Consider the following 12,529-nt stretch of genomic DNA (forward strand, 5'->3'; position numbering starts at 1 on the left):
ATCGATTAAGATTTCGATGGGTTATCTCCTACTTCAGTGGTCTGTTCAGCATAGTTTTTATCTCCAGCGACGACTGGTGTTAAATTATTTAGCAAGGCAGCTCGGCCTAGAGCATGACTTGCTGAAGGGCTAATAAATAGGGTCATTAAGAGGATGATGATGAGCTTTATAATCACCAACGTTTCAGGAATCTGCAGCATTAGGCCAATGAGGATCATAGCCGCAGCAAGGGTGTCCGATACTCCAGCGGCGTGCATGCGCGTATAAAAGTCAGGAAAGCGCAAAATGCCTACACCACCTGATAGACACAAAAAACTCCCCAATAACAGGCAAAAAGAACTGGCTAGATTAAGCAGTGTATCCATTATAAGTCTCTCTGTGCAGGCTCAACGACTTTGCCATTATGCTTGGCAGTAAAGGCCTCAAATAATCGCAACACACCGATCACACTAATAAAGTTTATAAGGGCATAAACCATCGCTATGTCTAGGAATTCAGGCCGCCCCATCACAAAGCCCAAAAGAGAAATCAGTAATACAGTTTTAGTGCCAAACATATTCATGGCTAGAATGCGGTCATAGAGACTAGGGCCCATCACGCCCCGGATGATGGCTAACACCATCACTACCAGAATAGCCAAAGTGGCTGCAATTATCATGACTTCTCCAATTGACTCACCCGTCGATCCATATCTCCAGACTCTAGGGCTTCGATATTTTCTCGAATGAGCGCGTGTACCGTTATTTCATCACCCACCAGCCCTAAACTGACAGTGCCTGGTGTTAAGGTAATTGAATTGGCGTAGATGACTTTACCCACGTCTGTTGTTTGGCTCGCCTTAACCTTGGACATGGTGGGGGAAATGGTCTTATTGCCAAGCCAGATATGCTTAACAACAGCCACATTGGCGACTATGATTTCCTTTGACAACCATAAGCCGTACTTTGTAAATGCTAGAGACAAGCCCATAGACTGCGACTCGTGGTCCACTAAATCCATACGATGAGCAATAAAGATAACCACAGCGATAGAAAGCACACCTAAGAAAAGCATCAGATTACTGTAGTGCCCAGAGTTCAGCAGCCAAAATAATGCTAGCAGAATGGAAAGGTTTATTTTATGACGCATAGTTACTACTCGCTCCGTCGTTCAGTAAACAAGCCATAGATAGGCATCTCATAAAATGAAACGACCCATCACATATTCGAGGTTAAATAAACTCACTTCAATGATCACTTTTCAGTTTATTAGCGACAGGCCATTTCAGCCCTTGCCGCTTCAAAAAAATAGCCGACTCATCGTTCAAATTTAATATAACTCCATCATTAACGTCGAAATTATACAGGTAATTTTGAAAACTTAGAATGCTATCGCCCAACTAACCCATCATCAGATAACGTAATCTGAGATAGCTTATCTATTCGACATGCTAAAGTTGGTGAGGCCATTACAGAGGTCTGGTGTGATTAGGGAATGGGTGGAATTACCAAGCCATTTTTCTAGCCATTCAATCGTTTTCTAAAACGAGCAAGACAACTGTAAAGTCTATGTAAGTTTTATTGAACGCTAACACTGTTGCTGATAGCTTAGGCAATGAGAGCAGTTTTAAAGATTGCTCGGCTTCGGCCTCTTAGTTTTTTAAAACTTGGTTGGTCTTTTTATCTCATATCCCTGTGCTAACATTGGAGTTCTTATGATTACTACGATAGCTTGTGTCGCTGGATTCTTTATTGGGTTTACGACCCACCTTATGCTTACTCAATGGGCTAAACGCAGGCAGCTTGATCTAATACGTGTCAGCCCTAAATGGAAGTCATAGTAAGAATTAAGCAGACATCAGAAATGCTGCCTAGGGCTCTCAACTCTGTGACTAATAACCGAATCACCAGGACAGCCCAACTACTGGCTCTAATTTGACCTCGAGGTTTCCCCAAATTTCGTTGGTCAACCTTTCGCTCAACAAGCCGGATATTCAACCTCTAAGCAACCGCTAGAACGTCCCTTTGTGTCGGATATATCGGCAGGAGGCTTTGCTAAACTGAATCCCAATGGGAAGCCAGATTGAGAAAAGCTAGTTTGTGGAAAAAAAGTTAAATGCTTGATTTAAATGGCGCGCCAGGAGTGTATCTGAAGCGGTTCATCTTCTTAGCACTGAGCTATAACACGCTATTTCAACGTCTCTCAACCATACTTCGGGCAGTGTAGGTTCGTCAATACGTTCCGAATGTACATCAGTTTGGCTCACAGTTATTTACACCATCACGGGCAACCCTTCACTTAAGGAAAACACCAGCAACTTTGCACTCAAAACAACCACCTAAACTACCACTGAAGGATCCCATTTAAGGCTTCTAACAGAGCCTGTGAGGACACTTCAAATGACTAATGCTACGCCTTAAAAGGTTAGTCATCTGACGCTGAATAGTACCTCAGGAACACACAGGCATACTTTAGGGAGGGTGCATGGGCCACCACCCATAGGGGCTTTATTATTCATGTGCAGTGCGACAGATTAGGTGTCTCACCTGTAAACCACATTTACTATGTTTACCTCAGATGGGATTACGTATTCAGTAATATTGGGTGGGTTGGTTGTGTGGGAATAAAGGAGAAACACGTAGGGTATATTCGAAGATACTCAAACGTTTAAAGTACCCTATTACCTGTGCAATATCTGAAGTGGGTGTATGGTAAGTAAGGAGTATTTAAGTGTTATTAACTATTTATAAAGATATCTAAGTAATTAGTTAACTGCTTTGTTTAAGTGTGGTGCTGAAAGTGCTTGTACTTAAACAAAGTGTTCAAATAGATGCACTCTAATGATATTCTTGAACTAACAAATACATCACGGATTGATTCATGGAACTGACATTAGACGAGGCCCTTCAGAAAGCTATAGAAGCCCATAAGGCTGGGCAGATTCAAGAAGCAGACCGCCTTTATACAGCCATGCTTCAGGCACAGCCAAAACATCCTGATGCTAATCACAACATGGGAGTGTTAGCTGTTGGTGTTGGTAAGGTCCAAGAGGCACTGCCGTTCTTTAAAACAGCCTTAGAAGCTAATCCCAGCATAGGTCAATACTGGTTAAGCTACATTGATGCTTTGATTAAGTTAGACCGAATGGTTGATGCACAAACTGTGCTTGATCAAGCTAAGGGCATGGGTGCTAAAGGGGAGGCTTTTGACCAGTTGGAACAAAGGCTTAATGTGCCAAATGGAGTTTCTATAGACCCAGCACAAGACCAATTAGATACTTTGATTAGCCTCTACCAGCAAGGACAACTGCAACAAACTTTGGACAGTGCCAAACAATTGCTGTCGCAGTTTCCTGACTCATTGACTCTGTATAATATTCAAGGCGCTGCTAATGCACAATTGGGTCAACTTGATGCTGCCATAGAAAGCTACAAACAGGCCCTAAAGATTAATCCTGACTATGCTGAGGCCTATAATAATATAGGTATTACCCTGAAGGATAAGGGTGACCTAGAAGCTGCTATAGACAGTTACAAACAGGCCGTAAAGATCAGGCCTGATTATGCTGATGCTTATTACAATATGGGTATTGCACTGAGGGATAAGGATGATCTTGAGGCTGCCATAGACAGCTATAAACAGGCTCTAAAAATTAAGCCTAATTATGCTCAGGCCTATAATAATATAGGTAATGCTCTGAAGGATAAGGGTGACCTTGAGGCCGCTATAGACAGCTACAAACAGGCTCTAAAGATAAAGCCTAATTATGCTGATGCTTATTACAACATGGGTATTGCCATGCAGGATAAGGGTGATCTAAATGCCGCCATGGACAACTTTAAACAGGCTCTAAAAATTAAGCCAGATAATGCTGAAGTCTATTATCATATTGGTAACGCCCTGAATGCTCAGGGTGACCTAGAGGCCGCAATAAACAGCTACAAATATGCTTTAAAGATCAAACCTGACTTTGCTGATGTTTATTACAACATGAGTGCTTCCCTACAGGGTAAGGGTGATCTAGAGGCTGCTATAGACAGCTACCACAAGGCTTTAAAGATCAAACCTGATTTTGCTGAGGCCTATAATAATATGGGTGCTGTACTGCAAGATCAGGGTGACGTACAGGCCGCAATAGACAGCTACCAACAGGCTCTAAAGATTAACCCTGACTATGCTGAGGCCTATAATAATATGGGTGCTGTGCTGCAGAATCAGGGTGACCAACAGGCCGCAATAGACAGCTACCAAAAGGCTCTAAAGATCAAGTCTGACTATGCTGATGCCTATAATAATATGGGCAATGCACTTAAGGGAATTGTATTCAATAAACCAAACTCTGGTTTGATGGAAATAATAGTATCGTTACTTGATAAAAGAACTTCCTGTAGGCCTAGAGACATTGCAGAGGCAGCCATTAGTCTTTTAAAAATAGAACCTATTTTAAAAGAACTTTTAGAAAAGAATTCTTTAGGCACTGTAAGTCAGTCAGTTCAGGAAACTATTTCAACTCTTGCTGAATTGCCACTTCTGTTGAAATTAATGAGTGTTTGTCCTATTGCTGACCTTGAGTTAGAAAGGGTTTTAGTCAATATTAGATTGGCTTTATTGTCTTCCGTAGATCAAATCTTCATCTCTCCAACAATACTGCGCTTCCAATCAGCATTAGCCCTTCAATGTTTTACTAATGAGTATATTTATACTCAGACTGATAAAGAGACTGAGTTACTTGACGTGCTAAAAAATGTTGTTGAGAAGGCACTTTCAAACGGGCAACAGCCAAGTCCACAATCCGTCTTATGTTTAGCAAGCTATCAAGCTCTTATTGAGTTTGAATGGTGTGATTTACTTACTGTGAACACTAATATTGAAGAGGTTTTTTTAAGGCAAATTCTAGAACCAAAAGAAGAAGGTCGCCTGGAAGCTAATATCCCAATTTTGCAAGAAATCACTGATAATGTATCGTCGAAAGTAAGGGACCAATACGAAGAAAATCCTTACCCTAGATGGGTTAATTTAGGACTATCTTTACGTCCTAAAACCACAGCTGAACTAATTAAAGAATTGAATCTGAGGATCTTTGATAATGCAGCAAACGATAGACCAGCTCCGAATATTTCGATAGCTGGCTGCGGTACTGGTCAACATTCAATAGGATCAGCATCTAGGTTTAAGGATAGCAACGTGCTTGCTATCGACCTGAGTCTATCTAGCTTAGCCTATGCTAAACGAAAGACAGAAGAACTGGGCTTACAAAACATAGATTACATGCAAGCTGATCTTTTGGACTTAGGCAAGTTCGATAAGAAATTTGACATCATCGAAAGTACTGGTGTGTTACACCATATGGATGACCCTATGGCTGGGTGGCGAGTTTTGACTGATTGTCTAGGATCAGGCGGCCTAATGAGAATTGGATTATATAGCGAATCAGCTAGGCAGGTTATTGTAAAGATACGAGAAGAAATAAACCAATCAGGTATGGGCTCAAGTGATGAAGCCATGAAGTTATTTAGAAGTAATATAATTAATTCTAACGAACAACATCACAAAAATATACGATCATCTAATGACTTTTACAGTCTTAGCGAGTTAAGAGACCTTCTTTTCCATGTACAAGAACATCGGTTTACGATACCTGAAATAAAAGATTGCCTGACCGAACTAGGCTTAAAATTTTGTGGATTTGAATCAGATGAAATAGTTCGAGGGTTCAAGCTAACGAATACTGGGACAGATGATCCTTACGATTTAGATAAATGGGACTTATATGAAAAAGATAATCCGAATTCCTTTGCTGGAATGTATCAATTTTGGTGTCAGAAGGTTAATTAGTTGCATTTAAGGAGCCAACGGAATAGCAGGTTTACACCTTTAAAAATCTAAACTGCCACACTGGCCATTACTAATAGAACCCCTATAAACTGGGGTTATATAGACTGTTGCAGTAATGTAATCAACAGGCATTCATAGGCTTACTTTAAGGGGTAGGCGAGGGCCACCACCCATAGGGGCTTTATTATTCATGTGCAGTGCGACAGATTAGGTGTCTCACCTGTAAACCACATTTACTATGTTTACCTCAGATGGGATTACGTATTCAGTAATATTGGGTGGGTTGGTTGTGTGGGAATAAAGGAGAAACACGTAGGGTATATTCGAAGATACTCAAACGTTTAAAGTACCCTATTACCTGTGCAATATCTGAAGTGGGTGTATGGTAAGTAAGGAGTATTTAAGTGTTATTAACTATTTATAAAGATATCTAAGTAATTAGTTAACTGCTTTGTTTAAGTGTGGTGCTGAAAGTGCTTGTACTTAAACAAAGTGTTCAAATAGATGCACTCTAATGATATTCTTGAACTAACAAATACATCACGGATTGATTCATGGAACTGACATTAGACGAGGCCCTTCAGAAAGCTATAGAAGCCCATAAGGCTGGGCAGATTCAAGAAGCAGACCGCCTTTATACAGCCATGCTTCAGGCACAGCCAAAACATCCTGATGCTAATCACAACATGGGAGTGTTAGCTGTTGGTGTTGGTAAGGTCCAAGAGGCACTGCCGTTCTTTAAAACAGCCTTAGAAGCTAATCCCAGCATAGGTCAATACTGGTTAAGCTACATTGATGCTTTGATTAAGTTAGACCGAATGGTTGATGCACAAACTGTGCTTGATCAAGCTAAGGGCATGGGTGCTAAAGGGGAGGCTTTTGACCAGTTGGAACAAAGGCTTAATGTGCCAAATGGAGTTTCTATAGACCCAGCACAAGACCAATTAGATACTTTGATTAGCCTCTACCAGCAAGGACAACTGCAACAAACTTTGGACAGTGCCAAACAATTGCTGTCGCAGTTTCCTAACTCATTGACTCTGTATAATATTCAAGGCGCTGCTAATGCACGATTGGGTCAACTTGATGCTGCCATAGACAGCTACAAACAAGCTTTAAAAACTAAGCCTGATTATGCCGATGCCTACTACAATATAGGTAATGCCCTGAAAGATAAGGGTGATCGTGAGGCTGCCATCGGCAGCTACAAACAGGCTACTAGGATTAAGCCTGATTATGCGGAGGCTTATAACAACATGGGTATTGCCTTAAAGGATAAGGGCGACCTAGAGGCTGCTATAGACAGCTACAAACAGACTCTAAAGATCAAGCCAGATTATGCTGATGCCTATTACAACATGGGTAATGCCCTGCAGGATAAGGGAGACCTAGATGACGCCATAGACAGCTACAATAAGGCTTTAAAGATTAAGCCTAATTGTGCTGAGGCCTATAACAATATAGGTAATGCCCAGCGGGATAAGGGTGACTTAGCGGCCGCCATAGACAGCTACAAACAGGCTCTAAAGATTAAGCCTAATTATGCTGAGGCCTATAATAATATAGGTGCTGCCCTGCATAAGGGTGACGCAGAGACCGCCATAGAGAACTACAAACAGGCTTTAAAAATTAACCCTTATTTTGCAGAAGCCTATTCGAATATGGCTAATGCACTAAAGGATAAGGGTGATCTAGAAGCAGCTATAGACTGCTACAAAAATGCCATCAAAATTAAGCCTGATTATCCTGGTGCTTATAATAATATGGGTATTGCCATGAAGGATAAAGGCGACCTAAAGGGCGCAATAGACAGCTACAAACAGGCTCTAAAAATTAACCCTTATTTTGCAGAAGCCTATTCCAATATGGGTAATGCCCTGAAGGATAAGGGTGACCTAAAGGGCGCAATAGACAGCTACCAACAGGCATTAAAGATTAAGCCTGACTATGCTGAGGCCTATAACAATTTTGGTGCTGCTCTGAAGGGGGTTGTATTTAATAAACCAAACCCTGGTTTGATGAAAATAATAGTATCGTTACTTGATCAAAAAACTTCCTGTAGGCCTAGAGACATTGACCAGGCAGCCATTAGTCTTTTAAAATTAGAGCCGATTTTAAAAGAACTTTTAGAAAAGAATTCTTTAGGCAATCTAAGTCAGTCACTTCAGGAAACTATTTTAACTCTTGCTAAATTGCCACTTCTGTTGAAATTAATGAGTGTTTGTCCTATTGGTGACCTTGAGTTAGAAAGGGTTTTAGTCAACATTAGATTGGATTTATTGTCTTCCTTAGATGAAACTCTCATTTCTCCAACAATACTGCGCTTCCAATCAGCATTAGCCCTTCAATGTTTTACTAATGAGTATATTTATACTCAGACTAATAAAGAGACTGAGTTACTTGACGTGTTAAAAAATGTTGTTGAGAAGACACTTTCATACGGGCAACAGCCAAGTCCACATTCCATTTTATGTTTAGCTAGTTACAAAGCTCTGCATGAATATGAATGGTGTGATGCGCTCACTGTAAACACTGACATTGAAGAAGTTTTTGTACGCCAAGTTCAAGAACCTAAAGAAGAAAGTCGCCTGAAAGCTAATATCCCAATATTGCAAGAAATCACTGATAAGGTATCGTCAAAAGTAAGGGATCAATATGAAGAAAACCCTTATCCAAGATGGGTTAATTTAGAATTACCTTTTCATTCTAAAACCATACCTAAACTAGTTAAAATAATGAAGTTAAAGCTTGCCGTTAATTTGGGATATGATATCGCAGCACCTGATATTTTATTAGCTGGTTGCGGAACTGGGCAGCATTCAATAGGCACAGCATTAACATTTAAAAATTCTAAAGTTCTTGCCGTTGACCTAAGTCTATCCAGCTTAGCCTATGCAAAACGAAAGACAGAAGAACTGGGCTTACAAAACATAGATTACATGCAAGCTGATATTTTAAATTTAGGCAAGCTTGATAAGAAATTTGACATCATCGAATGTTCTGGTGTTCTGCACCACATGGATGAACCTATGGCTGGTTGGGGAGTATTAAAAAATTGTTTAAAGTCTGGTGGTCTAATGAGAGTTGGATTATATAGCGAATTAGGTAGGCGGGATATTGTAAGGATGCGGGAAGAAATTAATCAGTCAGGCTTCGGGTCAGGTGTTGATGCCATGAGGTCATTCAGAAGTGACGTGATCAACTCAGATAAAGAGCATCATAAGCGGACACGAACGTCTGTTGACTTTAATAGCTTGAGTACGTTACGAGACCTTCTTTTCCATGTTCAAGAACATCGGTTTACCATACCTCAAATACAAGACTGCCTGTCCAAACTAGGATTACAATTCTGTGGTTTTGAAACAGAAGAAATAGTTAGGGGTTTCAAGCTAACAAATTCTGGTACAGATGATCTTTACGATTTAGATAAATGGATTTCCTATGAAAAAGCCAATCCATATTTATTTGCTAATATGTATCAATTTTGGTGTCAAAAGGTTACTTAGTTGCATTTAAGGAGCCAACAGAATAGCTGGTTTACACCTTTAAAAATCTAAACTGCCACACTGGCCATTACTAATAGCGCCCCTATAAACTGGGGTTATATAGACTGCTGCAGTAATGTAATCAACAGGCATTCATAGGCTGACTTTAAGGGGTAGGCGAGCGCCACCACCCATAGGGGCGTTATTATTCATGTGGAGTTACACAGATTAGGTGCCTCACCTGTAACCACATTTACTATGTTTACCTCAGATGGGGTTACGTATTCAGGGGTGTGGGGCTGTTTATTGTGTTATGGAATATGGTGGGGTACTGGAAGTGGATGGGTAAGATACATGAAGGCAGGAGGAGTCCTTAAAGGTCTGGGAGTCCTATTCACTGAAGACAAAACGGACTGGCTTTAAATTATTTAGGGGAATATAGTAAATCACTAATATTAATATTTTAATCCCACGCAGAACTATAGGAACAGTCAAATGGAAAACCTAGCATTAGATAGAAATACACGTGCAATTTTTGCAGGATCACTTGGTAGAGATTTGGCAGCCACCACTGCTATAGGCCTGATCTCAAGTTTGGTAACCTTGTACATAATAGCAACGACTGACGCACCACAACTAGCTCTCTCAGCGGTTATTATTAGTACATTTTTATATGTTTTTTTGTCTGCAATGAATACGATGGATCAGTTCAAAGCGTGGATTGCTGATATGGACGACCAAGATTCGGCAAGTCACTCTGGGCAACATGGGAAAAAAGCACCCTTCGCGATGTGGAAGACTATTTATAGCCTATGTTTTTTAGCTATGGCGGCAACACAGCTATTAGAAGTATGGATGTAACTCAATCCCTAATTGGGGCTAGGAAAATGACCTTTTAGCCCCTTAGTTGGCAGTATGATTTGAATAATAGGGTAGAGGTTTATCAGATTGTGTTGGACATCTTAGAGCTATAGAGCTCTTGGGTTATTAGTCAAATTAGCCAAGGTAACTAATTTGACTAACGCTGCAAATTGTTGTTTTATAACGATAAATTTTGAAGATTGTGTTCAGCTGAAAAGCCTTAAATGGCCAAGCTTTTTACTGTAGTGGTTTCTGCAGTAGTTTCAAACAAGATTGACAGCTTTGAAAGCTAGCAGTATGGTTAAGAGGCTTCCAGAACAAAGGGTTTTAGTGCCACTCAAAGGAAAGGAACTGTAAGACTGGCTGTCTCCGGGCACCATTAATACCTTACTTTCCCACTTATATATGCACACTCGTTCGGACTTCGTCCTCACTCAAACATGAGTGCACCCATACTTCTGTAAGCGTTTCACTAGCTTTGTTCCTTGTGGCTGATCATGTCACCCAAGGTTCTACTTGGGAAATGTTTAATTTAGTATCCGTTCATGGATTCTTCCAACGGCAGCCCAAGCTAAATGTATCAGCCTTTCGATAATTTCAAATTTCGATTATGATAATATGTTGGCCAAACGTATCAATCTGGATTGATACTTCTACAAACATGGATTATAAAATGCCGTTACCCTTGGATGTTATTATCGAGTTTGAAAGAACATCTGCCAGCCCCCTTGAGTATGACTGGGAAATGGTTCTTGAAAACGGCTATCGACAGTTTCTAGACAGCGGATCTACTGTTCTTGATGTTGGGGGACATGTGGGGCGCCACGCGGCTATTTTTATTTACGGAATCCACTGTGACCAAATTAGAATTTTTGAGCCATTACCAGAACAAAATAAGTTTCTATCTAGCCGCTTCTCGGCAAGTGAAAATGTGAAAGTATTCCCGTTTGCGCTAGCTTCAGTAAATGGTGAGACGGAATTTGTTATTAATCATAAGTCCCCAGAAGAGTCAGGTATAAAAGAACGGATTTATAATGATCCTGCATTGAAAGAGTTAGAGAAAACTATTGTGCCTATGCGCCGACTTGATGATTTAAACCTGGACGTGCAGCGCATTGACTATATTAAGGTTGATGCTGAAGGTGGTGAAATTGATATAATCAAAGGGGCCAAACATATCCTAAAAAAATTCAAACCTATTCTTTCTGTGGAATATGGACTTTCCTCCTATACTGCCTATGGTTATAGTAGAACAACATTGTTTGAGTTGTTTGAGAGCTTAGATTACACCTTATGTGATTTATTTGGAAATTCCTTTGATGCCGAGCAATGGGATAACGTTGTAGATAGATTTTATTGGGATTATTATGCTGTAGCGAATGAAAATCTACCTACATTTCAAAGAAAAATGGGTACTAAAGTTTTCGATGAACTGGAAAGATGCCGTTTTTTGAATCCTGGAGAATCAGATATTGTAATAGCAAAAGATAAAGCTCAATCATCTAAATTGAGGGAGATATTTATTCGTTTCTTCCACAGCAGTCTCAAAAAAAGCAAAAGATTTCCCCCTACGTAGAAGCTTGTAAAACTAATTAGGATTAGCCGTGCCTCAACGACACGATCGGTGATCAGGATGTTGAGTTCAGGGACAATAATCTAGCGCGAAGACTAAATGCAACTTTCTTATTTGGTTAAAGGTGCCTCAGATTCACAGGAACATCCCGTTGGAAGTAAAAAACGCCATGCCTTTGGTACAAATATCTTGTTGAAAACAACTACAGTTTCGACAACACCATCCTAAACATCTCCCGTGTAGCACTTTGGGTGACATGATCAGCCACAAGGAGCAAAGCTAGTGAAACGCTTACAGAAGTATGGGTGCACTCATGTTTGAGTGAGGACGAAGTCCGAACGAGTGTGCATATATAAGTGGGAAAGTAAGGTATTAATGGTGCCCGGAGACAGTGAGATTTCAAAGTCACTTCCTTACACCAGAACCATATCACCTGAATTGTAGGCCACTTAGACCATACAATAGGCTTTCCAGCTGGTCAACAAGGCATTAAATGTATGTAAGTCTTGAGTGCACTTTTGGAACTCTCCATTTGAGGCCAAACACCAGCAACTTCTCACGTAAAAACCTCCACTAAAGCCTCCACTGAACACCTCATATAATGCCTCTAACAGAGCCTGTGGGGACACTTCAAATGACCAATGCTACGATTCAAAAGGTTAGTCATCTGACGCTGAATAGCACCTCAGGTAGCCACAGGTCTAATTTAGGGGGGGTGCAGGGGCATAGGGGTGGCGTACGTTATTATTCATGTAAAGTGCGACAGATTAGGCACTCCAACTGTAAACCACTTTCG

At 40.6% G+C, this 12,529-nt stretch carries 7 protein-coding genes; 4 read left to right on the forward strand and 3 right to left on the reverse strand.

Features of this window, described 5'->3' with window-relative positions; translation table 11 throughout:
* Positions 1 to 5 precede the first annotated feature (5 nt).
* Genes mnhG through ABXT59_RS13575 form a run of 3 tightly spaced genes read right to left on the reverse strand, consistent with a single transcriptional unit; the run spans position 6 to position 1,128 of the window.
* Entirely contained in the window at positions 6 to 365 is a 360-nt protein-coding gene (gene mnhG / locus ABXT59_RS13565; protein ID WP_443636745.1) for a monovalent cation/H(+) antiporter subunit G, read from the reverse strand.
* Positions 365 to 658: a monovalent cation/H+ antiporter complex subunit F gene (locus ABXT59_RS13570; RefSeq protein WP_443636746.1), complete on the reverse strand. Its 294-nt coding sequence runs from the start codon at positions 656 to 658 to the stop codon at positions 365 to 367. Before ABXT59_RS13570 ends, mnhG begins: the two co-directional genes overlap by 1 nt.
* The gene (locus tag ABXT59_RS13575; RefSeq protein ID WP_443636747.1) at positions 655 to 1,128 is read right to left on the reverse strand and encodes a Na+/H+ antiporter subunit E; all 474 of its coding nucleotides are present in this window, start codon (positions 1,126 to 1,128) and stop codon (positions 655 to 657) included. Before ABXT59_RS13575 ends, ABXT59_RS13570 begins: the two co-directional genes overlap by 4 nt.
* Before the next feature lie 1,731 nt (positions 1,129 to 2,859).
* On the opposite strand from ABXT59_RS13575, the gene ABXT59_RS13580 reads away from it, so the two are divergent.
* The 4 genes from ABXT59_RS13580 (at position 2,860) to ABXT59_RS13595 (ending at position 11,736) form a co-directional block, all read left to right on the forward strand.
* Positions 2,860 to 5,814, forward strand: a complete 2,955-nt coding sequence (locus ABXT59_RS13580) for a tetratricopeptide repeat protein (RefSeq protein WP_443636748.1) — start codon at positions 2,860 to 2,862, stop codon at positions 5,812 to 5,814.
* A gap of 554 nt (positions 5,815 to 6,368) precedes the next feature.
* Positions 6,369 to 9,320: a tetratricopeptide repeat protein gene (locus ABXT59_RS13585; protein WP_443636749.1), complete on the forward strand. Its 2,952-nt coding sequence runs from the start codon at positions 6,369 to 6,371 to the stop codon at positions 9,318 to 9,320.
* A gap of 474 nt (positions 9,321 to 9,794) precedes the next feature.
* A complete protein-coding gene (locus ABXT59_RS13590) occupies positions 9,795 to 10,160 on the forward strand; it encodes a hypothetical protein (RefSeq protein WP_443636750.1) in 366 nt (121 codons plus the stop codon).
* Between the two features lie 673 nt (positions 10,161 to 10,833).
* Positions 10,834 to 11,736: an FkbM family methyltransferase gene (locus ABXT59_RS13595; protein WP_443636751.1), complete on the forward strand. Its 903-nt coding sequence runs from the start codon at positions 10,834 to 10,836 to the stop codon at positions 11,734 to 11,736.
* Positions 11,737 to 12,529 lie beyond the last annotated feature (793 nt).

It is taken from the genome of Candidatus Njordibacter sp. Uisw_058, assembly GCF_047730065.1.
In the GTDB taxonomy this organism is placed as follows: Bacteria; Pseudomonadota; Gammaproteobacteria; order Pseudomonadales; family Balneatricaceae; genus Njordibacter.

What these genes read in the sequence shown, in the direction of transcription:
- mnhG (WP_443636745.1), bottom strand. Translation starts at nt 365, where the DNA reads ATGGATACACTGCTTAATCTAGCCAGTTCTTTTTGCCTGTTATTGGGG.
- ABXT59_RS13570 (WP_443636746.1), bottom strand. Translation starts at nt 658, where the DNA reads ATGATAATTGCAGCCACTTTGGCTATTCTGGTAGTGATGGTGTTAGCC.
- ABXT59_RS13575 (WP_443636747.1), bottom strand. Translation starts at nt 1,128, where the DNA reads ATGCGTCATAAAATAAACCTTTCCATTCTGCTAGCATTATTTTGGCTG.
- ABXT59_RS13580 (WP_443636748.1), top strand. Translation starts at nt 2,860, where the DNA reads ATGGAACTGACATTAGACGAGGCCCTTCAGAAAGCTATAGAAGCCCAT.
- ABXT59_RS13585 (WP_443636749.1), top strand. Translation starts at nt 6,369, where the DNA reads ATGGAACTGACATTAGACGAGGCCCTTCAGAAAGCTATAGAAGCCCAT.
- ABXT59_RS13590 (WP_443636750.1), top strand. Translation starts at nt 9,795, where the DNA reads ATGGAAAACCTAGCATTAGATAGAAATACACGTGCAATTTTTGCAGGA.
- ABXT59_RS13595 (WP_443636751.1), top strand. Translation starts at nt 10,834, where the DNA reads ATGCCGTTACCCTTGGATGTTATTATCGAGTTTGAAAGAACATCTGCC.